This window comes from Tenacibaculum sp. M1.3A, assembly GCF_057732375.1.
Genome location: NZ_JBYJEF010000003.1, coordinates 134,276 through 159,622, shown reverse-complemented (window position 1 = coordinate 159,622; position 25,347 = coordinate 134,276). Strand labels below are relative to the sequence as shown.

Sequence of the window (25,347 nt, the reverse complement as noted above, 5' to 3'; positions counted from 1 at the left end):
TATGCAAGACAAAATCGCTCAAGAGGTACAAGATGCCCTTACCGCAACTCCAGAAGAAATCAATTTTGAACAACTTCAAAACGAAGATAGTAGTCCGCTTAACCAACCTGTAATTGAAAAAGACATAGGTGGCGAACGTCCTGTTGAAACCGAAGAAGAAAAACAGAAAAGTTGGAACGTTTGGAAACCAGAACAAGAGCATAAGACCCTTGATGAACTAGAACCTGGACGCAGCGGAAACACCCAAACCGATTTTAGAACTAAGGTCGAAGCAAAGGTCGAAAAGGAAAAAGAACAAGAACCACTTGATGCTCCAGAACAAGAAATTAACGGAAACGGATTTGATACCGAAGCTGATGAAACCGTAACCGACCAAGATTTTGAAGTACCGCTCGCACAAGCAAATCAAGCAGCCGATGCGATATTGGGAATGTCTAACAATGTTCTTGCAGTTGGCGGTGGTTACTTCGTAAAGATCAGAAAGCACCAAGAGTTCTATGAGTTTGAGGAAATCATTCAGGTTGTAGACCAGCAGAATGATAAGAATGTAGAACGCATCAAGCTTGACAAAGAAGATCAAGCTTTACTTAGACCATTGCTTGCTCAAGTACTTCGTAGGAAGGCTAAAAAACTCACGCCAGAACAGCAATTAATGGGTGCAGTAATTTCCATCTTGATGAAAAAGGCTCAAGTCGTTATGGAAGTGCGAGCAGAAAACAGCCTACTTGAAAATCGCATTCTGGACATCGTCCGTCAGGAAAAAGTGGAAACTGAAGTAGAAGATATTAAGGAGGAAGATGAAAATGAGGATGTTTCAGATGGTACGGATTCCGCTTTCGCGAAATCGAGCGTGCGAGATTCACGACCGCAGGGAGAGCGGAGCGTTAAAGCGCAACCAGAACAAGAGCCACTTCAAAAAAAAGTAAATAAGCCAGAACCTACCATTCAAGATATAGAAGTTGAAGAAGTCGATGATGACATTCCCATCATAGATGTTGCTGAAGAACCACAAAACAATTCCTAATGTCTCAGAAAGCATCTAACAGAGGTCGTAAGCCCATAAGCTATAAGAAAGAGGATTTAGAGCGCCAACCAATGATTATGCTCGTTTGTGGAGAAACTGGTGTTGGTAAAACCTATCGCAACAAACAAGAGATCAAACACTATATGATGGATCATTTAGTGATGGGAAAGAAAGGTCGAAAAGTGTTAGCTTTTGATACTAATGATGATGATTACCCTCAATTCAGAACAGTAAGCCCAAATCATTTAAAAGCACTTACCAAAGTATCTTCAAGACGTATCCGTCCTTTTAATGCAGATGGTTCGCCTATGGATAATGATGAAAAGAAAGAAGTCATTACTAAGATTATGAAACACTATAAAAATGGTCTCGTAGTCTTAGACGATATTGACCATTATATGACAGGTGCAAAAGGACAGTCTATGATTGGTGCGCTTTGTACAGTGCGTCATAAAGGAATTGACATTGTACTCACACACCAGTCTGTAGCAAAAATCACAACCTCAGAATGGCAAAATTGTACGTGGTTGCGATTGCACCACCAAGTTGACGATGTGACGCGCTATCGAGAACGTATTCCTAAATATCAAATGGTTCGTATAGGTCAGCTTATTGTAGATGAACAATACGAGCTGTGTTCCAATGCTTTTGCAATGGGTAAGATTACAGAGCTTGAATATAAAATCCAGAAGAGCTTTTTTGTGTACGTCAATATGCGAGAGCAACGTATTAAAGGTTGTAGTCGTGCAGCATTTATAAGAGCCTGTAAAAAGTTTATCGACCAGGAAGAAAGTCGCAAAGTCAAGATGCTACTTAATGAGCAAGATTTTGATGGGAATAACATCTACAAAACCAAGAACGAGGCTATTGTAAAGATGATTTCTGAAAAGTTACGTTATCACGAAGATGGGTTGAATAGTCCTTTATAGTAGAAAATATTTTAAATAAATAGCGTTTTAGTGGAATAAATTTTAATAATTCACAAGTTGAACACATTTTAGTAGAAATTATTTAATCTCTATTAATAGAAATTATTTTAATAAAAATACGTTTTAGTGGAAAATATTTTACATTTTTGTCGTAAATCCACTTTTTAATGGAAAAAAATATACCAATCCACTTACAAGAGATCATTTTTAGCTCTTCCGATTCTGCGACATCGCAACAAATATCGAAGTTAGAAAAAGAGGGAACGATACGGAAGCTGGCAAACAGAGTTTACACTTCTAATCTTGAAGATACACCAGAAGACATAACAAGACGCAATCTATTTCATATTCTTGGGCATTTATATCCAGGTGCACTATTAAGCCATCGTTCTGCGTTTGAGTTTGCACCAACAGCCACAGGACAAATATTTTTAACGTACACCTACACAAGAAAAGCACAATTACCAGGAATAACAATTCGTTTATTGGCTGGCAATAAACCTATAAAAGGCGACACCATCTTTTCTGGAGAATTATACCTATCTCAAAGAGAACGTGCTTTGCTGGAAAATATGGAATCTTCTCGAAAGCTTGGTCCCGATTCTAAAACATTAACCTATCCAGAAATTGAAGAAAAGCTGGAACAAATCATCCGTATTAATGGAGAAGACGAATTAAATGCGGTAAGAGACAAAGCAAGAAAGATTGCCAAAGAAGTGGGCTTGATTAAAGAGTTTACCAAGCTAAATAAAATCATAAGCGCCTTACTCACTACAAAACCATCGAGTATATTAAAATCGCCAGTAGCATCAGCAAGAGCATTTGGAGTGCCTTATGATCCGGCTAGAATTCAACTTTTTGAATCGTTGTTTACAGCTTTGAAACAACAAGAGTTTCAGCATCGAGAAGAAAAAAATACCACAACTGCTGCTTATAGAAACTTTGCCTTTTATGAAAGTTACTTTTCCAATTACATAGAAGGTACTGTCTTTGAAATTGAAGAGGCAAAACGAGTCATCGAAACTCAAAAACCACTACCATCACGTAATGAAGACTCTCACGACGTATTAGGAACGTATCAAATTGTTTCTAACCCACGCCAAATGAAAATCGTTCCAAGCACTAAAGAAGAATTAGTAGAAATACTTCAGTACAGACATCAGATATTATTGAGTGCTCGAGAAGATAAAAAGCCAGGAAAGTTCAAAGACAAAAACAACAGAGCTGGAGACACCTCTTTTGTAGAAATGGAATTAGTTACAGGAACACTTTATAAAAGTTTTGACTACTATCAAGCACTAACACATCCTTTTGCAAAAGCAGCTTACATAATGTTTGTGATTAGTGAAGTCCATCCTTTTTTAGATGGTAATGGACGTATTGCACGTGTAATGATGAATGCTGAACTATCTACTGCATCACAGACCAAAATAATTATCCCAACAGTCTACAGAGAAGATTATTTAGGAGGATTACGCAGGTTAACCAGAAATCAAGACCCATCCGTTTACATAAGAATGCTCAACAGAGCGCAAGCTTTTAGTGATACATTGCTTGGTGATGATATGGTTGCAATGGAAGAAGTTTTGCGTCAAAGTGAGGCGTTTAAAGAGAGCAATCAAGGTGTATTGAGGATAATTAATAATTAGAAAACCAGTTAGAAGCACTTTATAATTCATTATTGCATTGACGCCTTAACTTCATCGTTAAGGCGTTTTTTATTTCCACTCGTCCCAAAGTCCCTTTCGCGACAGCGGAAAAACTACCATTCATTCTCAACTTCGCACTCAATCAAGGTTTAGAGACCTCGCCAAGTAATTCAAAACGAAATCAATCAATAATTAAACGAATAGCAAACAAGAACGACATCGCCTGGACACCAATTCTATATTGTGTGGGAGCAGGCGTCGCTGGAATCGCATTAGGAACATTTTTAATTGCTCCGATGATGCAAAAAATGAAAGCTAAAAAATTAGCTGAAGCAAAGAAACCAGCAACCGCAAGTCCAACTAAAAAATAGTGTTTAGAGACACTTTTGGACTCCAAAACAAAAGTATCATCCTGTTTTTTGAACAGGCAAACAATGAAAACAAATGAAAGATTATAACGACGAATTAATGCGTTACGAAGAAGCTGCTGAAGATCAGTATGACGACTACGATAACGACGAGATGTACGACGATGAAGAAGACGACTTCGATACTGGATTTGAAGGTTTAGAAGACGGTTATGACGAAGAGTACGAAGATGAATATGATGATTACGACGACTACGCTGATGAAGGCGAGTACGACGATGATGCCTATGATGATTACACAAAATCAAGTATTGGCAAGATAGACCCTAACGATAGAACCCTTACGGTTGTCGTGACTAACAAATCTGGCGCTCGTGCAGAGGCAGTTATTTTTGGTGGTAATGCAGAAGCTGCTCAACCTAACGGACTAACCGTTGAGATTGAAGAGTCCAGTCACAAAGAAGTACGTGAAGAGAGCAAATCAAATCCGTTCAAGATTGCGGGAATGAAATACTCTGTGAGTAACGCACTGCAATTTGATAACGTGCTACGTATTGACCGTAGAACCGCTTCTGGGTCTAAAACCACCAGAGTGTATCAACCGCGTAATGCGACTTCGCCACAAAACTTTACCCAACAACTCATCGACGATGATAACTTCGAGATGGATGTTACAGGTCAGGATTCCCTGCGTGTATCTGTAGAAGATGGTGTGACGGCAGTATTCACATTTACGATTAAAGCGAGAGCAAATCTGGGTAACCTTTTAAAAGGCACTAACGTGGCAGAGCTTTCAAGAGCACCACGTACCACTGGGCTTCCACAACTGGATTTAATCCGTAGAAAAAGACCAACAGCATTAGGTGTGCGTCCTAGACGTAGAGTGGTGAGACGTCCTACTCGTAGAGTTGTAAAACGTCGTAGACTAGTCAGAAAACCGGTGACGAGACGTCCAGTTTCTCGATTGGTAAGACGTCGTAGACGATAGTCCTGTAATAAGGAAATCGTCCAGACTTTGTACCTAATACCAGACAGCCAGAGTCGGTTTTCCCCTAAACCATATACTCTGGCTGTTCTTATTGAAATCAAGATGAAAAACTCAAAACAAACACCTTCACTAGCTCAAAATAGAATCGATTATATCGTCTATCACAATACAGATGATGTTGCAAAATTGTTATTTGAGTATGGTTTTGAAGCGCCCGAAGACCCTAAACACCTAGCAGAAGCTATAAAAGAACTTGCTCGCAAAAAAGGGCGTAAAGTCATTAAAGAGCTCATACAATTGCATCCCGATAAGGATGCTATTTTAAAGCTTAGCCAATCCAAAGAAGATAACTTTTGTGGTGCTTGTAGCAACGACTCTTATAATACAGAAAGCAATTTCTGTAAAGCTTGTGGACATTCTAATTATTCAGGGACAGGCGATGAAGACAGTTTTCTCAATCAGTTTGAGAGCTATTCGGACAAAGACTTAGAACGCTATTACCAAACCATCGTAAAACGATCTAACGCTCAAGCAGATGACAAAAATCTTGCTCAGGAAGTACAAATGGTTTGGAACGAAGTGCGCATTCGTAAAGAAGCAAAGAAAAAAGAAGAAGAACCTAAACCACAACCGCATAAAACCTTCAGCGTGACTAAAGATGAACTCCTACTTTTTGGAGTGGTTTTCATCGCAGGCGCTTTAGTTGGGCACGGTTTAAAATTCAATTTTAGCAATGTCAAATAAACAATCACAATACAATCAGGCGATTGACAACCTTACCTATTTGGTTCTCAATTATCCAAAACCTGTTCAAGAAATGCTTGCTAAAAGCAATGTGTTCTTTCAAGGTAAACCATCAAAAGAGCAACTCGTAAATGAGGTGGTTGACCTATTAAAAGATGGAGATTACGCTTTCGCGAAAGCGTTAGAAACTTTAATCGCTCGCTTTTCATCACAAGAGAACGACCAATTTTGGGGAGCGATTGCCAAAGGTGCTGTAGGCATTATAGGTGGACTCTTTAAGAAAAAGAAACGCGGAGGTTCATCTAATAGTGGCGCAGCTCAAGCAGCTGCACAAGCAAGAGCATCTGCCCAAGCTGCTGCGGCCAAAAGAGATATGGAAATGCGTATGCAACGTATGCGCGAAGAGCAAGAACGTAAACGTCGAGAAGCCGAAGAACGTCGCAGACAAGAGGAAGCGCGTCGTCGTGAGGAAGAAAAGAAAAAAGCCGAAGCTGCCAAAAAGAAGACTAATATGATGCTAATGATAGGTGGCGGTGTGGTCGTCTTAGGTATTGGAGCGGTAGTATTAATGAAATCGGGACGTCCACCAATGCCTTACGGACAACCACCGATGCCAATGCCGAGATAAAATGACAAACACCTACGCACTTACAGATTATGATGTTTATCAGGACGAAGACTACGATAATTTTGGAGGCAGACGTCGTCGTCGCAGAAAGAAACGCCGTACTCGAAAACTATTAAAAAGCACACGGTCTTCTAAACCAAAATTAAGCAGACCACCTGTAAGAAGTCGCCCCAGAGTCGTTCGTGGTCGTCCTATGAAATTACCGCCTATTCGAGTAAAGACAATTCCTGTGATTCGTAAGAAAACGGTACAACCGAAAAAAGCGGTCATCAAGACTAAAAAACCACCAGTCAAAACAAAGACACCCATAAGTCACTTGATTAAAAAATCAAGTCCAGCGGTTGTCAAAACACCATTATCTGCTATTGCAAAAGCCGAAGTCAAACAACTTCAAGCCAACCAAGTAGAAGCCAGTAAAAAGGCAATGAAATCTGACAGTAAGGTTAGCAAAGTGGTTAAAGTAATTGCTGTAGTGGGAGTTGTAGGCGCTACGGGATTTGGGATTTATAAATTCATTCAAAACAAAAAATTACAAAATGGACATATTAGCACAAGTAAATGAAATTGACACAACGGTCTCAGGAGAAATAAGTGATGGGTTTTTGAGCGCCTCAATTAAAAACGTGGGAGAAGGAAAAGCTTTGGTTAATGGAGTGGTTTTATTTCCTGGCGAAGCAAAGGGCTATCCTTTTGTGGGTAAAGGTTATAAGAAAATTGCCTATGATCCTGGTGCCTCGACCTTAAGAATAATGCAAATTATCTAATACCCATTTATGATTTTAGGAGAAACAGAGAGCATTTTAAGTCGCCATCTACAAGATGAGGATTACGATGATTTTTTTGGAAATAAAAAGAAACGTAAAGCAAGACGTGCCAAGCGAAAAGCAAAACGTCTAGCAAGAAGAACGGTAAGAAGATCTGCTCCAAAACGAATAGAGCGCAAAGCAAAGCGCACGAAGTTCTTTAAAGATGTAGGTCAGATTTATAAAGAAGCTGGAGGCGCTACAGCGATAGGTCAAGTAATCGATTCTTTTACTACACCAAAACCTTTAGATGGATATGGCACTAACGCAGAATTGCCCTCAGACTTCTCTGTAGACTTAGGAGCTCCAGAAGTTCCTGAAGAAGAGAAAAAAGGCATTCCTACCATCGTTTATGTTTTAGGTGGCGTCGTAGTTGTCGGAGTGATTGGACTTGCGGTAATGAGTGGTTCTAAGAATAAGCAATACCAACAATATCCTCAGTGATAACAACCATTCCATCAAATAGAGAACGCTTTCAGATAAAACTGACCATTATGGCTTTGATGCCTTTTGAGTTGGGAATTCGTGTGTATGATCCTGAGCATCCTAACAGTTATTATTTTAGGAGAAAAGCCGCTTTCGCGAAAGCGAACTCAAAACGAGAATTTGTGATCGCATTGCCAGTCTCTCCAGAGGTGCTGGAAATGGAAGTCTTTGATAAAAACCACGCAGATGACGATGCTTTTGAAATCGTCAATGTGAAAATTGAAAAAATGCCAGCACTTGCGGTTTGGGCGACTGATGACCAACATCGCTTTTTAGAATTTGCGATTCAGTTTGCGCAAAAAGCAGGATATGTACCTCCTGGATTTTATGAAAGTACCGACAACGAATTTCTGTTTCAATATTTAGATAAAATAACAGATCCTTTAGGCGCAGAGCTTATCACACCTGCGAGAACGCATCGAAAAATGCCGAGAGTACAGATTTCACAACGTTTGTTTAAGTCTTACACTATTCCTATTCGCGTGGCAATTTTAGCGCACGAAGGCTGTCATTGGTTCTTAAATACACGCAGTCAAACCACCGCAGATTTATGCGGAATGAAACAATACCTCGATTATGGTTTCCCAACCATTGAGGCGGTGTATGCGGTAACGAAAGTGTTCGGGAAAAACCCAGAAATGGTTGGTGCATCACAAATTGAGCGTACCAAAGATGTTATCAATTTTATAGAAAATTATAGAGCCAATGAGTAGAGCAACATATACTTGGTTAGACAAGCAGGCAAGTTTAAAACGTTTCTACGCGCAACTTCAAAAAGAGAATGATGTTGTACAAGTAACGGTTACAAACCATACGAAGGATATTAGAAAAGTATGTCTTTGGGGTGCGATTGCTTGCACTCCACTCACTGACCCAATGTTTATAAATGAAGAAGGCACAAAAAGTGTAGTCGTAGATAAGCAACCACAAGAGCTGGTCTATAATGTTGTTACAGACTTATTTTATGTAGTGAATCAATTAGGCGATTCTGTCTCGGTGGTTAATCCTTCAGGAGAACTTGTCACTACAATTGACTTGTTTCAAGGTAATTCTCAGACTGATGACGGATCTGGAGTTGGCGAAAGAAGAACAACTAATCCAACGACTTTAAGAGTTCCAGGTAGTGTTAGTCCAGTTGCTTTAGCGGTAAATACATCTACTAATAGCGTTGAATATGGAGTTGTAGCAATAGCTTGCTCAGTTTCAAATGAGGTGGTTTTTATAAATCAGGACTTTTCAATTTTAAGAAGAGAAGCTGTTGGTAATCGCCCAGTAGATATTGTTTATAATCCTGTGGATCAATGTTACTATACAGCAAATTTAGTTTCAGGAACAATCTCTAAAATTTGCATCAATCGTAGAGTAAATAATTTGCCTTTAGTACCTGGAGCCAGAACACTTGGAGTTGATACAGATTCAGGCGATTTATACATTCACAATATTGTGGATGGCGCCATCAATGTGTATGATCTTCAAGGCAATCAAAAAGGAAGCGTAGGTTCTGTAGTGGCAGATATTGTTTCGTTTCAATTCCATCCAGTGACCAAGAATATGTATATGGTACTGAATAATTCAAATTCTGTTTCGATTTTAGACACCTTAAGATTTGGAGCCATCACTAAATTAAGCGTAGGCAAAAATCCTGTGGCTATTGCTTATAATCCCCATAATGGATTGATGTACGTTGGGAATCGAGGCGATCAAACGTTTAGTAGAATTAGTCCAAAGCATCAAGTAATAGATACTATTAAAACTGAAAGTTTTGGACTTGGGTTAGCAATTAGTTCTAAGGAAGAGATTATAGGCGTGAGCAACTCTACAGATGATACGGTTAGTATTTCGGGATTACAATCTGGTCCTACCGTAACAGTAAACGAAGAATATTATGAAGACCGTGAAGACTTCCAACATAATCCTGCGATGGTTGGTCACGTCAAATTGGTTGCTTCTGGAGAAGACCGAATCAATGCACTACAGATTACTGAAAAGTCCGTCACTGGCACCGAAATCTGTAAAACCATCTCGTTGAGTAATAGTCAGAGTCCTCAAAACTTTGCTAACGTGTCAGAAGTATTTGACTTTGATGGCAATTTGATAGATGGACACGTGACCTGGTGTTTTAAAATCAATCCGTTACAACAAGTCAGCTTTTTAATTTATTACAATCAAATAGAGATGTATAATCTACTTCCCGAAAAATCAAGAATATCTACTGGTGTCCAAATGAGTAAAGGCATTCCAGTATCGTGGCTCGATAACCCTAAAGACGATCCACCTAATGAGTCAACTTATTAATATAGCCTTAAGCCAATACGGTGTAACCGAAATTGTAGGCTATCAACATAATCCCATTGTTCTCAACTACTTCAAGGAAATAGGTCATACTTGGGTTTCTACAGATGAAACTGCTTGGTGTTCTGCCTTTATCAATTGGGTAGCGCTCAAGGCGAAAGTGCAAAGAAGTAATAAACTTACTGCGCGCTCTTGGTTGCAAGTTGGTACTGATATCAAAGAACCCAAACTCAACGATGTGGTCGTCTTCTGGCGCAGTAAAAAAGCCAGTTGGAAAGGTCACGTAGGTCTTTTTATCAGCTATTCTGAAGATAAAAAGTACATCTATGTCTTGGGTGGTAATCAGAGCAATCAAGTCAACATCAAGAAATATCCTGTCTATCGCTTATTGGGCTTTAGACGCTTAACAGCTATAAACTCTTAAATCACAACAGATGCAAAAAGTAGATTATCTCATCATACAAAGTACAGACACCAGCGAAGCGAAAGACTTTGGTAAGGAAATTATTATCAATCAGCACACGCTACCAAAAGATAAAGGTGGTTTTGGTTGGAACCGTCCAGGCATCGATTACCTCGTGCTTCAGGATGGTGTGTTACAAACTATCATTAGCGAAGACAGCCCAACAACTACTGATTTATGGGGTATTTCTCACGGTCAAAACGGTATCACGGGAATTGCCAAACACATTGCCTATGTAGGTGGTAGAACACTCAAAGAGGCTTGGGATAAAGACACACGTACCGATGAACAAAAAGCGGCACTTGAAGCGATTGTAAAGTTCTATATACTGCGCTTTCCAGATATCATTATTGCAGGTTTTAATGAAATTCCTGCCAAAGCAGATGAAGATAGTCCAGGATTTGAGGTAGCAGAATGGCTCAGAGAATTAGACATTCCCGAGCATAATATTTACAAGAGAAAGTAGATGAAAACGATTTTGACATTAGGCGTTGGTTTTTGGTTGGGCAGGCAGCTGTATATCAATTATGATAAGCGAACCGCTTTAAGAAAAGAAGCACAACTCAAAGCTCGCCTTCAGCAATTTTTAGAACAAAACGATTTCAGTAAAACCGATAGCAAAAAACACAGTAATACCATTTTCAGGAGTAATTAATGGCGATACAAGTAAACATAGATAACCGCATTTTTTTAGTTCCAGAAGCAGACGATCCGTGTGACTTCTGGACAAGCTATTTCACGAAATTAAAAAGCGAATTAGGTCAAGAGAATGCAAAAATGATATGGCTCATTACTTGGAAATCTAATGGTGCAGCATCTTGTACTACGAGTCCCAACTTTAACAAATGGCTCAATCAAAACAACCTTGATGTTTCCAATATGGCAACCAGAACCATTGCCGATTTATCTGAAATCGGTGGTAATATTTTTGGCTTGGGGAAAAGTTTGACAAAGGTATTATCGATTGGAGTACCTGTATTACTTGCGGTCGTATTGGTTAGTGTTATTGTACTTCTTAAAAATTCAGCAAAGAATGCAGATGTGTCGGATTTAGCAATGCTCACACCTGCAGGTCGTGGCTTAAAACTGTTGGGCAAATGAATTTGACATACAAAATTATTGGCGCAAGTGTTGGATCACTTTTAATTGGGACTACTTATTTCTCAGTTAGAAAGCGTAGTCGAGATTTGAGAACGAGCAAATTACTATCTGCAATTCAAGCGCAAATTCAGCCTATATCTAGTGGGCTTACTTCTCAAAACGCTTTTGATATTCATTATCTCAACAAGGTATTACAAACAGTAAACCGTGAAGTTTTAGTACTTAAAACCAGTACTGCCTCTCGATATGCAGACCAAATTTATAAGTCTTGGGGAAGTTGGTATCAAGGTGGCGATGATGAAGAACAAGTCTACGGAGTCTTCCGCAAGATGAAGGATAAAGTTCAGGTCTCTCAAGTGGCAAAAGCGTATCAAGAAACCTATTCAAAAAACCTAATTGACACGCTCAAAGACCGCTTTGATAAGGAAGAAATAACCATAGTGCTCAACATTGTTAAGGCACTACCTAATTACAGAACAGCTTAATATGGAAATCTCAAAAACAGGATGGTGGATGATAGGTGGCGCAGGACTTGGCGTTATCGGGATAGGTGTTTTTGTTACGCTTTCGCGAAAGCGTACAAAGCAACAAGCACTGCAATCCACAACAATCACATCTATTGGAAACGGCGTGCAAGTCACTACTGGAAACGTAGGAACTACCAAACAAGAGCCGAACTGGAACAGTCCATTTGATCTGAACTACCTAACTGATGTTCAGAAATGGGTAGCGCCCAAAAGTATTCAAGTATTGGATGATGCTTCGGCTAAGAAACTGGCTAAAATCATTAGGGATGCGAAAGGCACTTTTAATGATGACGAAGAGGCTATCAAAGATGTTTTCGGTAAAAAGTTGCGTGATAAAACACAAATCGCCAGTCTTTCTAAAGCATTTTATCAGCTCTACAAAAAGGATATGTGGCAACACTTGAATAGCTTCTTAAGCCAAAGCGAAATGAAGGAATACGTCTCAAAATATGTGCAACGCCTTCCCAATTATCAATCATAAATCGAACCAATGAAACAGAAATCAACAGCAACAAATCCGTCATTTATGGCTAAGAACAAAGACCTTTTAGTGGTAGGTGGTGTAATCGTGGTACTCGCTGGAGCTGCTACCGCGTATTATTTTATGACCAAGAAAAAGGAGAAAAAAGAAGCTCAATTAGCGAGCGCTTCTTCATCAGGAATTACAACAGTTTCAAGTAGTTCATCCAGCTACCAAACGCCTCCTTTTATTCCGAGTTCTTCAACATCATCAAGTTCAAGTACAAAACCAATTATTACCAAAACAGGCTATCCATTAAAATACGGAAGCCGTCATCCTGATGTGAAAATATTGCAACGTTACCTTAAAATCTACAAAGAAGATTTAGGCAAAACGGGACCAAAACGTGATGGTGTGGATGGGCAATTTGGTCCTAAAACCTCGCGAGCGGCACAAAAGCGATTAAAGAAAACAGTATTCACTCAAGCCGATATCGCAGGAATGCGAAAAGCGCTGTCAAGTCTTGGAAAATAATGAGCGAACAAACGATGCAAAAAGGATTGCTTATCGCTGGTGGATTTTTGGGATTGGGATTGTTGGGCTATGTCCTCTTTAGAGATAAAGAAGAAACGGTTGAGGATGCCGAATTTACAATCGTCGAGGAATCTCAACCTGTAAAAGTCGAGAAACCTACTCCGCAGAAAAAAGAGGTTTCTGTGGTTGAAATGAAGCCTACTGTTCCTTTAGAAAAAGAAAAGAAAGCAATCGTCATCAAGCCCGAAGCACTGCCAGAACCCAATGATGATTTCCCTTTAAAATTAGGAAGCAAAGGAGAACGCGTCTACCAACTACGCGTCTATCTCTTAAAAAATCACGGTGCTGCAAAAGGCTTAATCACAGATGAATTTGATGCTATTACTGAAGAACGTGTTTTGAGGTTGTATAAAGTAAAAGAGGTTTCAGAACAGCTGTTTAATGAACGCAATATTGGCAACATAAAAAAGCAACACAAAGATGGCAGAAAAACGAAGCATTAAAGATTTAATAGACGGTCTGGTAGATAAAGACGGCATCAAGACGGAAGTTACCGTAACACTTACCAATCAAACATTAACCAAAATTGTGCTTGCTCTGTTGGCTTCTGGAGCAACCATAGTTGTCGTGGCTCATTTGACTAAGAATTTATTTCCAAATCATCAAATAGCGGCTCTGCAAGTAGATATTAAAAGCATAAAAGAAACCCTAAAAACACAATTAAAATGATAGAAATTTTATCACACATCTCCAATTATTTAAACAGCCTGGATTGGGCTTACATTTTCACATTCATCGTCATTGCTTATGGTCTCAACCATTACCGCTCAACTAACTTCTTTTATGAAGTTTTTAAGCTGAAAATAGCCACGCGTTATCGCGTTCTTATCATTGGCATTATTTACGGAGTCGCTTTGTATTTCATAAGAGGTTATCAGATCAAGATGATTGAATGTTTATTACAATCGTTTGCTTTTGCGCTGGTGTTTCATAAACTCCTATTAGAGAAATTTTTAAACAAACTATTTCAAACGAAACCCAAGGAGTAATGAAGTTTTGGAAACCTTTTTTATTAGTGCTTTGGATTGCAGGGATTCTTGTCTTGCTCATCTTTTACATCATTCCGCAAGAGGAAGCTTTGAACAATAACACTATTCAAAAACTTGAAAAGGAAAACGAGCTGTTAACGGTTAAAAACGTTAGCCTTGATGAAGAAATTAAAAAGCTTAAAAAACAAACTGATAGTTTAACTGGTAAAATAGTTTTAAGCCATAAAACAATAGAGAATTTACAAAATGCATTGGAAGAAAAAATTAACACTATTGATAGGATGTCTGCTCTGGACTTGTATGAGTATTTCTCAGGATTTACAGCCGATAGTACAAGACATAAAAAGTAAGAAATATTTCTGTTTTGACTTATCACAATCAAAGTATTTGGCAAAGCGATTAGAGTTCAGTCTTTATCAAGATAGCATTATTGATACGTTGCAATTACGCAATTATAGATGGCAGTATCTCACTCAAAAAAAGGATACCATCATTTTTAAATTGGAGCGTAAAGTTGAAAATCTTGTTGTCATTCAGGATAATGATGAATCTCAAATTCAAGAGCTGAACTTGACCATTAAGAGACAGCACAAACAAATAAAAAGAGGTAAGCTGGAGCGCTGGTTTTTTGGCGGTGGTTTACTCATATTAACCGGAATAATAATAGCACAATAATGAGTATAGTAGGATATCAAAGTAATGTGCCAAAAGCACAAGGTGGCGGATTAATAGCAAACACTCAGCGAGAGCTGAGTGTGCCATCAAATCAATTAAATGCAGATATGTTGCACTCTCCTGGGCGCAACATTTATGCAGTGATTAATGAAAATATCGTAATCGGCAAGGACATTCGTTTGCGTTCAAGGTCTGGAAGAAAGGAAATTGCAGGATGGCAATTAAGTCTACCTGCACCGATCAATAAAAACCAACAAGGCGAGCACACAGGAACATTGTTGAGTCGTCAAGGCAAACCATTTTATTATGCGATAGATGATGACGGTCGCGTATTTGTAAGTGGCGTTTTTAACGATCCAGAAGATGAAATCATTTTTAATGTGAATCCTTATGTGGCGGAGCTTCCATTGAAGTTTAGACCGTTTTCTGGTGGAATATTTGTGCTACCACCTGATATAATCGAGGAAGACGAAATCGAAGAATCTGAGCCAGTCTTAGTAAGACGAACTCGAGTGCCAAGCACCTTATAAAAATCAATGAAGCTTTCGCGAAATCGAGTTTACGGGATTCACGACCGACGGGAGAGCGAAGCGGTAAAGCGTAATCTAAAAACTAATGGACTTAATTAAAATTCTTGCAATTGTACTGGGCGCTACTGGGTTTTGGAAACTCATTGAAGTGCTATTGCAATATGGGACGCAAAGACGTCTTAAAAGCGCCGAAATACGCAATCTCAATGTTCAAGCGAATAGCCTTGTAGTGGAAAACTATAAGCTATGGTCTGAAAATATGGAAAAACGGTTGAAACAACTGGAAAGTAAGAATACGCTGATGAATAAAACGATTACCAAACAAAGGGATCGTATAACAGATCTTGAAAGATACATCGAGCAATTGGAAGCTGAAATTCAATTATATAACAAACAAAAAAACAATGAACGTGGACAAAGGAAATAACACATTGAACTATATTTTTGGGGCATTTATACTACTAAGCGCTGTAAAAATAAGTTCAGATTTATTCTTGAGATACAAGAAAAGTAAAGAAACAGCAAAAGGTTGTGGCTGTGGTAAAAAGTAACAATCAGCATATTTATGTTGGATTAGGCACCTTGTCAATTTTGATGATAGGTGCTTTTGTTATTTTTAGAAAATCAAAAATGAAGTTGGTTAAAAATCGAGTGGTACAAATCAATCAACGACCTATCGACTTGTCAGTTTTTGATAGTCCAGATCTTCAAGGTTCTGGTAATTGTATGGATAGGCAATTAATCTTTATGCTTCAGCAACTGGAAGCCAGAACAGGATATCCCATTTTTGACTGGATCAACTCTGGAGCTCGTAGCCCTTCACACAACAAAAAAGTAGGTGGTGTTTCCAGTTCTTCTCATAAAATACCAACTTGTAAAGCTGTAGATATCAAAGCTCAATCTACGTTTATTCGAAATCACTTAGTCTCTGTAGCTCGTGATGTTGGTTTTAAGCGCATTGGTGTAGGTAGAACCTTTGTGCATCTTGATACTGATGATATGAAGTCGCAGTATGTAGCTTGGGGCTATCCAAGTGGGACGCCTGCGGAGGTTAATCCTTTTGTTTGAACTCAAACAACAAAAATCAAGTGTTGTTTTTTAAACCAAACTTCCCAAATGGATTATCTCTAAACTCTGAGCTATTAGACATTTTAGGGTTTTGAAAATAGCCGAATTCCTCTTGAATTTTAGTGGCGTTTTTTAAAAACTCATCTGTAAGATTTGGAATGTAATGATGGCATATATCAAAAACACTTTCTCCATTAATATTTGAACCAATTGCTATACCAATTACATTATGAATAGACGGGTTTAATTTTCGGGCTACAATGCACCTTAACTCAAGCTCTTGTTCTTTTCCTTCCCAATTTTATTGAGTTAATGGAATAAACACGTATAGATGGTTAGCATTTTCTTGGGGTAGTAACATCCTAGCATTAGACTTTTTGTTAATTGCATCGTCTAAACATATTCCTAACTCTATTCTATTCATCCTATTTTCTTGATTAATCAATCTAACCGCAAACTCCATATTATCTCTTCTTTCTTGACTAGTAGAGTCTGTTATGTGGTAATTGAAAAGATGATTTATCATATAATCCCATATAAAACTAGGCTTAATAGTTTCTCGCCAATTATAATACTCTTGTGATGTAAGATAGCTTTCCCACAAATCATCAGGACAAGTTAAAACATCAACAGGTTGATCAAACTCTAAAGTTGTTTCTATATAAATTGCCAGAAAATCAACCTCACAAGCAACAAGTAAATTACAATTTTTAAGAAATTTTTCTTTTGCAAATAGATAGTTTGTGAAATCGGTAATTGTGTCCAACTCAGAAAGTATAGTTGCAGTAGATTTCTCATCAAAAATATGTACAAACTCCTCTTGATAATTTCCAATAGGAATTTGGTAATCTTTATCACTACCAAAAGCAATGGCTATTCTATAAATTACCCTTTGATCTTTTTTTGGCAGTTTAATAGATTTTTTTCTGTCTTTTAAAAGAATACTGTCTACAGAATTCAAATGCCGTTCAGCTCCTTTTATTTGATTTATATAGCTTTCTATAGCTTTCTTCGACCAACGCTTTTGCTGTATTTTTTGATTTTTATGTTCTGAAAACTTGATGTCTTTTACAGATATAATAATGACCGTATTAGCACATACTACAAGTAAATCGCAAAGTTCTTTTCCGTTTTTCCCGATTGGGTTTGGAAAGCTCCAAAACGGCAAGAAAGATATTCTGCATAAATGTGTTATATACTTTTCTGAAGGTGTCATCATATTTTAACAAGGCCTTTACCTTTAACTTTTTCCTCACTGATATAAGAATATACTTTAGGTAGATTAACAATATGACCAGAGAATCCAGAGGCTTTTAAAAGTAAAATCGCAGTAAGCTTATGCACAATCATACTGATATGAAATAACCCTTTGAACTCAGCTTCATAGTCTAAGCTATTTGATAAAAAATCGTCACCGTGTAAAAATTTATTACGGTCAATAAATACTGCATCGGATTCATCTTGACTTAGTTTATAATTAAACTTATCAAAAGGTTCAGAAAGTTTTTTGTTGTTGGTCCCACTATTAAGTCTATCTAATTTTGAACATATTCGGGCGTAGTTAGCTTTATATGCTTTTAAATCTGCTTCAGATAGATTTTTAGGCTCATTATCTCTTTTTAATTGGTTGACTTCTTTTTTAGCGTTATAGGTAATTTTTTTTAGTGCTTTTGCTATTTCAGTCTCTTCTATAAGTGTTGATTCTCCTTTGTCATTTTCAGCAAACATTTTCGATATATTTTCCAATGCAACAAACAGGGAAGGTACTTTTAATTCTAAGGTGTTGGAGTGACTATTAATTAATATTATTATAGATCTTAATACCTGTCCATTAGAATTAATCAAAGAGCAGAGGTTTGAATAGTTCTCCGTAGGGAATTCATTCAAATATTCTAAAGAGGTATTACGATTAACTCTTTGAAGTACACCATTTTTATCTTTTTCAATTTTCATTTCTTGAAACTTCATATACTTATGTGGACTTACTGTATGAAGCTCAAAACCTTTTAAATTACTTTTTGCGTAATCAATAGTTTTAATACCAATTGGATTTTCAAATTTTTTATTATTATAAGAAAAAAGATAGCCTTCTCCACCAAAGTATTTACCCTTTAAAAAGGCATAAGTCATTAAAATAGAATTACAAACTCTGGTGAATTCATCGTAACTAATTTTGGATTGAGAATCTATACCTAGAAAAGTTTCTTCTTTCTTTTTGACGGTATAAAAATGATATTCTTGTGAGTCTATGCTTAATTTGATGAGTATGTCTGGACTGTTAAGACTATCTATCTGTATGCACCAACTGGGTTGGAAATCTCTCATTAAAATGGTTACATCCTTTATTGGAAGTAATAGTCGGTAATACTTCTTTTTTTTATAATGAGTTTTACTTTTGTTAGAAATAGAGTGAATATTTGAAATGACTTTTTTGGTGATTGAACTATTTGTCACCATTGGATCGTCAAAATTTGGAAAAGAAATATGTTTTGGTATAATATGCTTTCCTAATATGTAATAGTCAATATCAGTACAGCTTAGTTTTAATTCAGTTTCAGCTTTTATTTTATAATCTGCTCCTTGCATTTTTTTAGTTATGTATGGATCTGGCTCTAAGGTGATATTATCAATAAAAGATATATTACAATTTAGGTTTGTATAGGGATGTTTGGGTGATGTGCCTACTTCTAAAACACCTTTACGGTCAGTCTTTAGTGATTTTAGAAGTTGAAGGTTGGGAACTATTAGTTTATTAATTATTGCCATCAAGTATATTATTATTTTCAATCATTATTTTGAGGTTGTTTCCTTCTTCCGTAATCCAATGATTTTTATGTATTAATTCTTTAATGAGAGATATGTCTCTTTCTGAATAAAATTCTTTTTTTAAACCAGATAAACTATCAGGATTCTCAGAATCCTTCCAATGACTTTTATGATCTGTATCTTTTATACCTCTAGAAATTCCATCGGGATGTAAAAGCTGTATATCTGGAATTATATTCTTCACTAATTGATATATTTCTAAACCATCTTTATCCCAATCTGCTGAATAATAAATGGGCAATCCTCTTCTTAATTCATAAGTATACTCTAACTTTGGAACATTCTTACCACCAGCATACCACAGTTCATACCCATTTTCTCTTGGTAATTTATCTCTGTTTAAAAAATTCCCGTTCTCACATAGAATAATAAGTTTTGGATCATAGCATTGTAAAACGTACAAGAACTGTTGGCTTTTATTATCTACAAGTTTTATATTAAAAATAGAATTGATGGCGTCGACAAGAGAAGGATGCTTATTTAAATACTTTTCATTTTTAAAAAACATTAGTGAAAAACCTTTTACACTCTCTTGAGCTTCTACAAGATCCGCTTTTAGTTTTTTTAGACTTCCATCTTTAATACCTTCTTTAAAGTCTATTAGTAATTTTATATCGTTTTCTTCAAACCTAAGTTGAGGCTTCAATAGGTTTTCACTATCTAAAAAAGTATTATAGTGCTTGTATTTTTCTAGATACTTATTTTCATAGACCTCTATAAAATCTTGATTTCGACTAAATGTTTTTCTATTACGCTTAATTTCTAAAGCTGTCTCGTGATTTTTAAAAACGGGACTTTTACTTATTGTCTTATTCAGTTTTACTTCTCCAGTCTCATAGAGCCTGTGCAATGCCTTTATTTCTATCCAATTCATTTAGTAGCCTTTCTTTTTAAATACCCCTGTAACTGTTCGTTTTTATAGTTTGTTTTAAAGCTACTATTAGGAATGGGATAATTACGATTTTTGTCTGTTTTACCTTCAAGAAGTTGATGCAAATACCAACCATCTTCTGTATTAGAACCAAATGGCTCTGGTGTCATTGTTATAATTTGATAACCATATTTTTGAGCAATTTGAGGGAAGGTGTTGAAATTGTCATCATCTAAATTAGATACTTCCTCCAGTATTAAAAATCGTAAACCGTCTCTTTTTTCTTTGGATGTTATAGACAACCTGCCAATGCCCAAGAGAACTCTAGCTGTATAACTCTCTCCTGTACTACCAGGATATTCTTTACCGTCACTATCCTTAAATTCTGTTTTGAGAGTGAAGTACGTTTTGGGGTCTAAAAGATCAGAAAATTCTATCTTTTTGGAATAACCAGAGATATCTTTAAACGCTTCTTCAACAAAATTTTCTACTGTTTCTGACTCAAACAATCCTGCTGTTTGAGCTTTAGAAGACAAGCTATTTATCCAATTAATTTTGAAGTTGACATTGGGATCAAAGACGACTTGGAAATAGTATTTTTTACTTATCAACTCTCCTTTAAAAAAAGTATTAAGTTTAGCTACCACAGATTTATAATTATCATATTCATTCTGAGTCTTATGAAAAATCTTTAGCATTGTATCTATTATTGCCGAGGCCAGTTTATTCCTGTCTTGATGAATACTACCTAATGCTTTTTCAATATTTTTTGTGGTAACAATATCATTACCTAATAATTTTTTCTCAAGAATTTTATACTCAAAAGTCTCTGTTTCTTTTTCAATTTCTTGTCTTACCTCAATATCATCCTTTAGTTCTTTATAGTTAGTTAGTGAGGATTTATAGCTGGACTCATATGCAGTTTTTGCTAGTGCGAATTTTTCTTGAATAGAAGTAAGATTATCTACAGATGTAACATCTTTTAATAACGCACTTTTTAAGCTTGGATATTTAATCAATATAGCTTTCTCTTCTGCTTCAATTTTTTTGAGCCCTTCAATTTTTAAATCTTCAATCTCTTTAGGATTGTAGTTAACCTTTTCTAGTTCTTCAGTTTTAGTATTTAATCGGGTTTTTGTGCTCTCAAATGCTCCATTTGCCTCAAGTTGGCCGGTGTTGAGTTTACTTTGTTCTGCACTACATTTGTTTATTTCTTCATCTAGATTTTCATTTGAAAACTTGAAAGGAATTTTCAAAGACAATGCATCTAGTTTTTCTTTTTTGTCTGCAATGGAAGCTTTTATATCAGCTTTAAAAGTATCTAGGTTCTGAATCATAATTACAGAGGATTTATACTCTTTAACTTTTCTTTGGTCTGGGATATTTACATCCCAATTAAAATCTAAATCAAGAGATTCTATACTATCTAATAGACCTTGTTCCAGTTTTTTTATACTATTAAGCTTCTTATCTATTTGGGTTATTTCTGTAATTAAATTCTGCTTTTTAATGCTAAAAGCATTGGACAAAGCATCTTTGTCATCAAACAAACGATCTGAAGAAAGTGATTTTATAAATCTTTTTATACCTCCTATGTTATACCACCATCCTTGGTTTTTCTCATCCTCTTCTATAAACTCCTCGTTGAGAATATCTAAACTAGAGGAATACATTACTTGATCTACAACTTCTTCCGGAAAATTCCATTTAGTGTCTAACAGAAAAGAGCGAAGTACGGTCTCTTGTCCAAGAGAAATACTCTGCTTCTTATTAAGAAGCTGTGATGCAAATGAGGTGTCATCTTTGAGTTCTAATATTTCAGATAACTTTTCAAGATTACCTTTCTTTTTTAAGAGTTGATTTTTTAGGGTGTTTAATTTCTCATTTTGCTTTTGATATTGCTCTTCTACGCCTTCAATAGTTTTATATTCCTTAACTACATTTGTTACATCCTTAATTGACTGAATAATTTGTTTTACAGTCAAGTTCTTAAAATCAAAATCAATATTACCATTTTGAACTATTTTGGGCAGTTTACAATCATTTAAATCATTTAAATCTTGTTTTGTTTTAAGATAATCTGAATAGTTATTCTTATAAGTGTTAAGGTTGCTAAGAGCTTCAGAATATGATTTGAATTTTTCAATTGCCTTTTTCTGTTTTTCTTCTAAGTCTGGAATAGACTTATTGTATTTTTTAATTTCTGCATCAAGCTTATCTACTTTTGTTTTTGTATCGTCCCAAGTCTTACATTGTTGATTGAAGGTGTATTTATTTACGTAAAATTTATTCAACAAATATTCTTTTTCTGTTTCCTGATGCGTTATTGAAAGCTCTTCTAAAACTTCTAAGTACTCTCTCTTACCAGTAAGTGAACTTATTAAATCGCTTAGGCTCTTGTAGCGCTCTACATAATCATCTAAGTTTTGTTTATTCTGTTTGTACTCAGCTTCAATTGCGTTTTTCTTGTTCTCAAATAAAAAACTTTTTAGACTCTCATCTTTATCAGTTTCTAGAGTGTTTGCTTTTGAAAATGCCTGTAAAACTTTAGCGAAAGCGGTAAGATGTGTGTCTTGGCTTAGATTGAGAGGAAGTATGTTTTTGTCAAAAAAGAACTGGTATAACTCATTGCGTTCTGCCTTTCTGGTAAATACATCTAGGTATAGTTCTTTTTCGTCTCTTAGATGTTTAGTAAGTACATCAATAGAAGGTATTGAAGGTTTTGTCCCTTTTGTAATAAAATCATCTTGATACAAAAGCTTGTGCTCAGGTATTAAACTACCTCCAAGGCTTTGCCTTTCTTTTTTAGTTTTTTTTGAATCTTTTTCTGAATCAAAAGGTTCGTTAAGAATTCTAAATAATTTGATTTGACTAGCACTAGAGTTGGGTATGTTTACACCAAATGTGATATACATTTTATGCTCAACTTCTATATTTAGAAAGAAATAAGCATTAGGCGTTTTATAAGGAATGGTATGAATTTGACGGTGTTCTTTTTTTACACTATCAGTTCCAAAATGTATTTTCTTGCGCTCGGCAATAAATAGAATTTGTAGTAAATCTGCTAAAAGGGATTTACCTATCCCGTTAGGACCAGTAAAATCTGTACGTGTATCGTGTATAAGATAATCTTGGTTATAATGCTTTATAACTCCTACAGTAGATATGGAATGTATTAATGGTAGTTTATTCATTATCTGTTTCTGTTAGGTTATTTACAAACTCTTCAAAATTTGATATTTCGTACTCATACATCATCTGAAAGCGATGTATAGATTCTTTTATAACAAAGGAAAAATCATTTTCCCCTTTTTGAGTTAGTTGATCTACCCAACCTAACTGCTCAAAATCTTGAATAACATTTTTAATATTTTTCGTTACATTGGCCCACTCCTTTGGTGTAAAATTATCTCTTGCTCCATTTTTAAAGAAAACAGATTTGTACAGGCTACTAAACTCGCTACCTAAAATTTTTGATTTGATATCTTTTAAAAAGGAAATTTCTTTTACATTTTCAAAGTACCTATCATAATACATTTGAAGCAGGGTAATTGCTGTGATTGTCTCAATAGCAGTTAAATCTCTATGTCTGGTATGATCTGAAAGTATTCCTTTAGACTCCTCGCTAAAGGTTAAGAAGAAATAAGTTACTCCTTCAAATGTTTTCTTATCTAAAACAAGACGATAGAAAACATCATAATATTTTTTGAACTCTATGTAGTATTTTGATAGAATTCTATGATGATAATGTTCATCATCCTGAATGTGCTTTCCTTTCAGTAGTTCGATGTTTAAATCTGCAAAATGTTTTTGAACATCTCTTAGCTTAAAAACATCTATAAAATTATAATTTAGCGTTTCTGCCATATGTTCATCTGCCATATTAAAATATTTTTGTCCTGATAGTCTTCAGGTATTTGTTGTAGTATCTTTATGTCATAGTCCTTATGTTTACTAGCATATTTTAGGACATCATATATTACTTTTAAAGCAACTCCCTCATCTTTGGTTTCATCTAACAATCTGTAGAACTCCTTAGTAATGTCAGTGTTCTTATATTTTGATAAATTGATTTTAAGTATATTGAGTTGACGTGCAATTTCCTCTTGCTTTAATAATAAACTATTAGCGCTCTGTGTCTGTTGTAATGCATAAACAGGATCTATTTCTTGAGTAAGGACGTAACTTTTTTTCTTTATAAAGTTGTTATACTTTTTAACGTTTAAGAATTTAAACGACTCTTCTGGAATATTTTTTAAATCAATATTTTTATAAAACTTAAGACCGTCTTTTCTATCATAAACAGATGCCTGAAGACTAGCTTCTAAAAATTTACGTAGATTTCTCTGGAATTGGGTTCTGGTTCTAAAATTCTCTTTAAAATTGGCTAACTGCTTATCAGCATAAATATATCTTTCGATAATCTGCTCTAATTTCTGCTCAATAATTTCAAAAAAAGTATACACTTCATTTTTGATTTTTAGAGCTATTTCATAATCAGCTTTAAGGTTTTCTAAGACTAGAGGCTCTTTTTCTATTTTAGTGTGTGAAACTTGTGAAATTTGACTTTCAAAATAATCGACAACAATTCTTATTTGTCCTTTTAAACTACTACTGAGTTGAAGGGTCTCTTTAATCTCTTCCGACCTAGCCATACTATCTCTAAATAGAGTAGTGAAAGCATCAAGATTTTCTAGAGCTAGACTATCTGTATTGGTAACAATAGTATTAAGTCTAATAATAGATTGATTAACCAGGTCTTTAAAGGCCTCTAGATGGTCTTCAATAACTGTTTTACTACTATTCTTAAAATTATGCTCATACCAAGATTCAAATTCTAAAATCTCTTTAATTTCTTCAGCTTTGAAAAGCCCGTAATTTTGAAATGTTTTGCGAAGTGGAAAATGTTTGTGTTCATTAAACAACTTTTTCCCTACAAATTGAATAAACCTTACTGCGTGTGGTGTCAGTATATATTTATAAGGTTTATTAGGTGGATGTTCTATAAAAAAATGAAGTAAATTTTGTGTGAGTTTTTCAATTTGAGGTTTTGCTTCAGGGAAGAAATCTGATGCCTCACCAATGGCGCGTTCAAGATCAATCTCTTCAAACTCATTTCCTATATAATCAAGTTCAATTCTTTTATGAAGGATATATAGAAGTAATCCCTCTGATTTAGAGGGAACAAGTCTATCGTAAAAATCGTTTATATCTTGTAACTCGGTTTCTATACTACACTGGTATTAAGTTCGTCTCCTAAGATAAAACTAATTGAATTTTAAGTGTAGAATTTTCTAAAAAGAATTCAAAAAAACATTTTCAAAGATTTTTT

At 35.8% G+C, this 25,347-nt stretch carries 33 protein-coding genes; 27 read left to right on the top strand and 6 right to left on the bottom strand.

The genetic code is table 11. The annotated features are described in order from the left end of the window. Window position 1 precedes the first annotated feature (1 nt). From AC28QF_RS06125 to AC28QF_RS05995, 27 genes are all read left to right on the top strand, one after another. Window positions 2–1,024, top strand: coding sequence for a hypothetical protein (locus AC28QF_RS06125; protein WP_488201136.1), 1,023 nt, complete (start codon window positions 2–4; stop codon window positions 1,022–1,024). Beyond that, the gene (locus AC28QF_RS06120) at window positions 1,024–1,953 is read left to right on the top strand and encodes a zonular occludens toxin domain-containing protein (protein WP_145000636.1); all 930 of its coding nucleotides are present in this window, start codon (window positions 1,024–1,026) and stop codon (window positions 1,951–1,953) included. The genes AC28QF_RS06125 and AC28QF_RS06120 overlap by 1 nt, the downstream gene beginning before the upstream one ends. A 167-nt stretch (window positions 1,954–2,120) precedes the next feature. Next, the gene (locus AC28QF_RS06115) at window positions 2,121–3,602 is read left to right on the top strand and encodes a Fic family protein (protein ID WP_145000639.1); all 1,482 of its coding nucleotides are present in this window, start codon (window positions 2,121–2,123) and stop codon (window positions 3,600–3,602) included. Window positions 3,603–3,847: 245 nt separating this feature from the next. After that, window positions 3,848–3,973, top strand: coding sequence for a hypothetical protein (locus tag AC28QF_RS06110; protein WP_488201137.1), 126 nt, complete (start codon window positions 3,848–3,850; stop codon window positions 3,971–3,973). A 73-nt stretch (window positions 3,974–4,046) separates the two neighbouring features. Further along, entirely contained in the window at window positions 4,047–4,958 is a 912-nt protein-coding gene (locus AC28QF_RS06105; protein ID WP_145000641.1) for a hypothetical protein, read from the top strand. 102 nt (window positions 4,959–5,060) lie between these two features. Continuing rightward, window positions 5,061–5,702: a hypothetical protein gene (locus AC28QF_RS06100; RefSeq protein ID WP_145000643.1), complete on the top strand. Its 642-nt coding sequence runs from the start codon at window positions 5,061–5,063 to the stop codon at window positions 5,700–5,702. Between the two features lie 91 nt (window positions 5,703–5,793). After that, entirely contained in the window at window positions 5,794–6,330 is a 537-nt protein-coding gene (locus tag AC28QF_RS06095; protein WP_488201138.1) for a hypothetical protein, read from the top strand. A gap of 1 nt (window position 6,331) precedes the next feature. Continuing rightward, on the top strand, window positions 6,332–6,892 hold the full coding sequence (locus AC28QF_RS06090; protein ID WP_145000647.1) for a hypothetical protein: 561 nt from the start codon (window positions 6,332–6,334) through the stop codon (window positions 6,890–6,892). Continuing rightward, a complete protein-coding gene (locus AC28QF_RS06085) occupies window positions 6,867–7,094 on the top strand; it encodes a hypothetical protein (RefSeq protein ID WP_145000649.1) in 228 nt (75 codons plus the stop codon). The genes AC28QF_RS06090 and AC28QF_RS06085 overlap by 26 nt, the downstream gene beginning before the upstream one ends. A 9-nt stretch (window positions 7,095–7,103) precedes the next feature. Next, window positions 7,104–7,577, top strand: coding sequence for a hypothetical protein (locus AC28QF_RS06080; RefSeq protein WP_145000651.1), 474 nt, complete (start codon window positions 7,104–7,106; stop codon window positions 7,575–7,577). After that, window positions 7,574–8,332 (top strand): hypothetical protein, encoded by a 759-nt coding sequence (locus AC28QF_RS06075; protein WP_282068599.1) that lies wholly within the window; start codon window positions 7,574–7,576, stop codon window positions 8,330–8,332. The genes AC28QF_RS06080 and AC28QF_RS06075 overlap by 4 nt, the downstream gene beginning before the upstream one ends. Further along, window positions 8,325–9,914: a YncE family protein gene (locus tag AC28QF_RS06070; RefSeq protein WP_145000653.1), complete on the top strand. Its 1,590-nt coding sequence runs from the start codon at window positions 8,325–8,327 to the stop codon at window positions 9,912–9,914. Before AC28QF_RS06075 ends, AC28QF_RS06070 begins: the two co-directional genes overlap by 8 nt. Next, a complete protein-coding gene (locus AC28QF_RS06065; protein ID WP_145000655.1) occupies window positions 9,898–10,335 on the top strand; it encodes a TIGR02594 family protein in 438 nt (145 codons plus the stop codon). The genes AC28QF_RS06070 and AC28QF_RS06065 overlap by 17 nt, the downstream gene beginning before the upstream one ends. 10 nt (window positions 10,336–10,345) lie before the next feature. Beyond that, entirely contained in the window at window positions 10,346–10,840 is a 495-nt protein-coding gene (locus tag AC28QF_RS06060) for an N-acetylmuramoyl-L-alanine amidase (RefSeq protein ID WP_145000657.1), read from the top strand. Continuing rightward, window positions 10,841–11,029, top strand: coding sequence for a hypothetical protein (locus tag AC28QF_RS06055; protein WP_145000658.1), 189 nt, complete (start codon window positions 10,841–10,843; stop codon window positions 11,027–11,029). It begins immediately after the preceding gene. Beyond that, window positions 11,029–11,475, top strand: a complete 447-nt coding sequence (locus tag AC28QF_RS06050) for a hypothetical protein (protein WP_145000660.1) — start codon at window positions 11,029–11,031, stop codon at window positions 11,473–11,475. The genes AC28QF_RS06055 and AC28QF_RS06050 overlap by 1 nt, the downstream gene beginning before the upstream one ends. Continuing rightward, window positions 11,472–11,960, top strand: a complete 489-nt coding sequence (locus AC28QF_RS06045) for a hypothetical protein (protein WP_145000662.1) — start codon at window positions 11,472–11,474, stop codon at window positions 11,958–11,960. Before AC28QF_RS06050 ends, AC28QF_RS06045 begins: the two co-directional genes overlap by 4 nt. A gap of 1 nt (window position 11,961) precedes the next feature. Next, window positions 11,962–12,483, top strand: coding sequence for a hypothetical protein (locus AC28QF_RS06040; protein ID WP_186439166.1), 522 nt, complete (start codon window positions 11,962–11,964; stop codon window positions 12,481–12,483). A gap of 9 nt (window positions 12,484–12,492) precedes the next feature. Continuing rightward, a complete protein-coding gene (locus AC28QF_RS06035; protein WP_145000664.1) occupies window positions 12,493–12,996 on the top strand; it encodes a peptidoglycan-binding domain-containing protein in 504 nt (167 codons plus the stop codon). Beyond that, window positions 12,996–13,499 carry a hypothetical protein gene (locus AC28QF_RS06030; protein ID WP_145000666.1) on the top strand — a complete coding sequence of 168 codons (504 nt, stop codon included), beginning with the start codon at window positions 12,996–12,998 and terminating at the stop codon, window positions 13,497–13,499. Before AC28QF_RS06035 ends, AC28QF_RS06030 begins: the two co-directional genes overlap by 1 nt. Then, the gene (locus tag AC28QF_RS06025; protein WP_145000668.1) at window positions 13,477–13,725 is read left to right on the top strand and encodes a hypothetical protein; all 249 of its coding nucleotides are present in this window, start codon (window positions 13,477–13,479) and stop codon (window positions 13,723–13,725) included. The genes AC28QF_RS06030 and AC28QF_RS06025 overlap by 23 nt, the downstream gene beginning before the upstream one ends. After that, a complete protein-coding gene (locus AC28QF_RS06020; RefSeq protein ID WP_145000673.1) occupies window positions 13,722–14,045 on the top strand; it encodes a hypothetical protein in 324 nt (107 codons plus the stop codon). Before AC28QF_RS06025 ends, AC28QF_RS06020 begins: the two co-directional genes overlap by 4 nt. Further along, window positions 14,045–14,395: a hypothetical protein gene (locus AC28QF_RS06015; RefSeq protein WP_145000675.1), complete on the top strand. Its 351-nt coding sequence runs from the start codon at window positions 14,045–14,047 to the stop codon at window positions 14,393–14,395. The genes AC28QF_RS06020 and AC28QF_RS06015 overlap by 1 nt, the downstream gene beginning before the upstream one ends. Further along, window positions 14,346–14,720: a hypothetical protein gene (locus AC28QF_RS06010; RefSeq protein WP_145000677.1), complete on the top strand. Its 375-nt coding sequence runs from the start codon at window positions 14,346–14,348 to the stop codon at window positions 14,718–14,720. The genes AC28QF_RS06015 and AC28QF_RS06010 overlap by 50 nt, the downstream gene beginning before the upstream one ends. Next, window positions 14,720–15,250: a hypothetical protein gene (locus AC28QF_RS06005; RefSeq protein ID WP_145000679.1), complete on the top strand. Its 531-nt coding sequence runs from the start codon at window positions 14,720–14,722 to the stop codon at window positions 15,248–15,250. Before AC28QF_RS06010 ends, AC28QF_RS06005 begins: the two co-directional genes overlap by 1 nt. A gap of 85 nt (window positions 15,251–15,335) precedes the next feature. Beyond that, window positions 15,336–15,677, top strand: a complete 342-nt coding sequence (locus AC28QF_RS06000; protein ID WP_042269915.1) for a hypothetical protein — start codon at window positions 15,336–15,338, stop codon at window positions 15,675–15,677. Window positions 15,678–15,787: 110 nt separating this feature from the next. Next, entirely contained in the window at window positions 15,788–16,318 is a 531-nt protein-coding gene (locus AC28QF_RS05995) for a D-Ala-D-Ala carboxypeptidase family metallohydrolase (protein ID WP_145000681.1), read from the top strand. Between the two features lie 301 nt (window positions 16,319–16,619). On the opposite strand, the gene AC28QF_RS05990 is transcribed toward AC28QF_RS05995, so the two are convergent. From AC28QF_RS05990 to AC28QF_RS05965, 6 genes are read right to left on the bottom strand one after another with little or no spacing between them, the layout of a single operon-like run. Beyond that, a complete protein-coding gene (locus AC28QF_RS05990; RefSeq protein WP_261375250.1) occupies window positions 16,620–17,537 on the bottom strand; it encodes an NERD domain-containing protein in 918 nt (305 codons plus the stop codon). Continuing rightward, window positions 17,534–19,084, bottom strand: coding sequence for a hypothetical protein (locus AC28QF_RS05985; protein WP_145000683.1), 1,551 nt, complete (start codon window positions 19,082–19,084; stop codon window positions 17,534–17,536). The genes AC28QF_RS05990 and AC28QF_RS05985 overlap by 4 nt, the downstream gene beginning before the upstream one ends. After that, window positions 19,071–20,018 (bottom strand): hypothetical protein, encoded by a 948-nt coding sequence (locus AC28QF_RS05980; RefSeq protein ID WP_349372909.1) that lies wholly within the window; start codon window positions 20,016–20,018, stop codon window positions 19,071–19,073. The genes AC28QF_RS05985 and AC28QF_RS05980 overlap by 14 nt, the downstream gene beginning before the upstream one ends. After that, complete coding sequence (locus AC28QF_RS05975) at window positions 20,015–23,209, bottom strand: hypothetical protein (protein WP_145000688.1); 3,195 nt, start codon at window positions 23,207–23,209, stop codon at window positions 20,015–20,017. The genes AC28QF_RS05980 and AC28QF_RS05975 overlap by 4 nt, the downstream gene beginning before the upstream one ends. Then, window positions 23,202–23,897, bottom strand: coding sequence for a condensin complex protein MksE (locus tag AC28QF_RS05970; RefSeq protein WP_488201139.1), 696 nt, complete (start codon window positions 23,895–23,897; stop codon window positions 23,202–23,204). Before AC28QF_RS05970 ends, AC28QF_RS05975 begins: the two co-directional genes overlap by 8 nt. Continuing rightward, window positions 23,867–24,940 (bottom strand): hypothetical protein, encoded by a 1,074-nt coding sequence (locus AC28QF_RS05965; RefSeq protein WP_145000691.1) that lies wholly within the window; start codon window positions 24,938–24,940, stop codon window positions 23,867–23,869. Before AC28QF_RS05965 ends, AC28QF_RS05970 begins: the two co-directional genes overlap by 31 nt. Between the last annotated feature and the right edge of the window lie 407 nt (window positions 24,941–25,347).

Coding starts and splice junctions, on each gene's coding strand:
- AC28QF_RS06070 (WP_145000653.1), top strand. CDS start 8,325: ATGAGTAGAGCAACATATACTTGGTTAGACAAGCAGGCAAGTTTAAAA.
- AC28QF_RS06055 (WP_145000658.1), top strand. CDS start 10,841: ATGAAAACGATTTTGACATTAGGCGTTGGTTTTTGGTTGGGCAGGCAG.
- AC28QF_RS06125 (WP_488201136.1), top strand. CDS start 2: ATGCAAGACAAAATCGCTCAAGAGGTACAAGATGCCCTTACCGCAACT.
- AC28QF_RS06065 (WP_145000655.1), top strand. CDS start 9,898: ATGAGTCAACTTATTAATATAGCCTTAAGCCAATACGGTGTAACCGAA.
- AC28QF_RS05990 (WP_261375250.1), bottom strand. CDS start 17,537: ATGATGACACCTTCAGAAAAGTATATAACACATTTATGCAGAATATCT.
- AC28QF_RS06115 (WP_145000639.1), top strand. CDS start 2,121: ATGGAAAAAAATATACCAATCCACTTACAAGAGATCATTTTTAGCTCT.
- AC28QF_RS06010 (WP_145000677.1), top strand. CDS start 14,346: ATGAGTATTTCTCAGGATTTACAGCCGATAGTACAAGACATAAAAAGT.
- AC28QF_RS06015 (WP_145000675.1), top strand. CDS start 14,045: ATGAAGTTTTGGAAACCTTTTTTATTAGTGCTTTGGATTGCAGGGATT.
- AC28QF_RS05970 (WP_488201139.1), bottom strand. CDS start 23,897: ATGGCAGATGAACATATGGCAGAAACGCTAAATTATAATTTTATAGAT.
- AC28QF_RS06040 (WP_186439166.1), top strand. CDS start 11,962: ATGGAAATCTCAAAAACAGGATGGTGGATGATAGGTGGCGCAGGACTT.
- AC28QF_RS06050 (WP_145000660.1), top strand. CDS start 11,029: ATGGCGATACAAGTAAACATAGATAACCGCATTTTTTTAGTTCCAGAA.
- AC28QF_RS05975 (WP_145000688.1), bottom strand. CDS start 23,209: ATGAATAAACTACCATTAATACATTCCATATCTACTGTAGGAGTTATA.
- AC28QF_RS06060 (WP_145000657.1), top strand. CDS start 10,346: ATGCAAAAAGTAGATTATCTCATCATACAAAGTACAGACACCAGCGAA.
- AC28QF_RS06080 (WP_145000651.1), top strand. CDS start 7,104: ATGATTTTAGGAGAAACAGAGAGCATTTTAAGTCGCCATCTACAAGAT.
- AC28QF_RS05980 (WP_349372909.1), bottom strand. CDS start 20,018: ATGAATTGGATAGAAATAAAGGCATTGCACAGGCTCTATGAGACTGGA.
- AC28QF_RS06030 (WP_145000666.1), top strand. CDS start 12,996: ATGAGCGAACAAACGATGCAAAAAGGATTGCTTATCGCTGGTGGATTT.
- AC28QF_RS06020 (WP_145000673.1), top strand. CDS start 13,722: ATGATAGAAATTTTATCACACATCTCCAATTATTTAAACAGCCTGGAT.
- AC28QF_RS06000 (WP_042269915.1), top strand. CDS start 15,336: ATGGACTTAATTAAAATTCTTGCAATTGTACTGGGCGCTACTGGGTTT.
- AC28QF_RS06005 (WP_145000679.1), top strand. CDS start 14,720: ATGAGTATAGTAGGATATCAAAGTAATGTGCCAAAAGCACAAGGTGGC.
- AC28QF_RS05985 (WP_145000683.1), bottom strand. CDS start 19,084: ATGGCAATAATTAATAAACTAATAGTTCCCAACCTTCAACTTCTAAAA.
- AC28QF_RS06090 (WP_145000647.1), top strand. CDS start 6,332: ATGACAAACACCTACGCACTTACAGATTATGATGTTTATCAGGACGAA.
- AC28QF_RS06120 (WP_145000636.1), top strand. CDS start 1,024: ATGTCTCAGAAAGCATCTAACAGAGGTCGTAAGCCCATAAGCTATAAG.
- AC28QF_RS06105 (WP_145000641.1), top strand. CDS start 4,047: ATGAAAGATTATAACGACGAATTAATGCGTTACGAAGAAGCTGCTGAA.
- AC28QF_RS06085 (WP_145000649.1), top strand. CDS start 6,867: ATGGACATATTAGCACAAGTAAATGAAATTGACACAACGGTCTCAGGA.
- AC28QF_RS06035 (WP_145000664.1), top strand. CDS start 12,493: ATGAAACAGAAATCAACAGCAACAAATCCGTCATTTATGGCTAAGAAC.
- AC28QF_RS06025 (WP_145000668.1), top strand. CDS start 13,477: ATGGCAGAAAAACGAAGCATTAAAGATTTAATAGACGGTCTGGTAGAT.
- AC28QF_RS06100 (WP_145000643.1), top strand. CDS start 5,061: ATGAAAAACTCAAAACAAACACCTTCACTAGCTCAAAATAGAATCGAT.
- AC28QF_RS06045 (WP_145000662.1), top strand. CDS start 11,472: ATGAATTTGACATACAAAATTATTGGCGCAAGTGTTGGATCACTTTTA.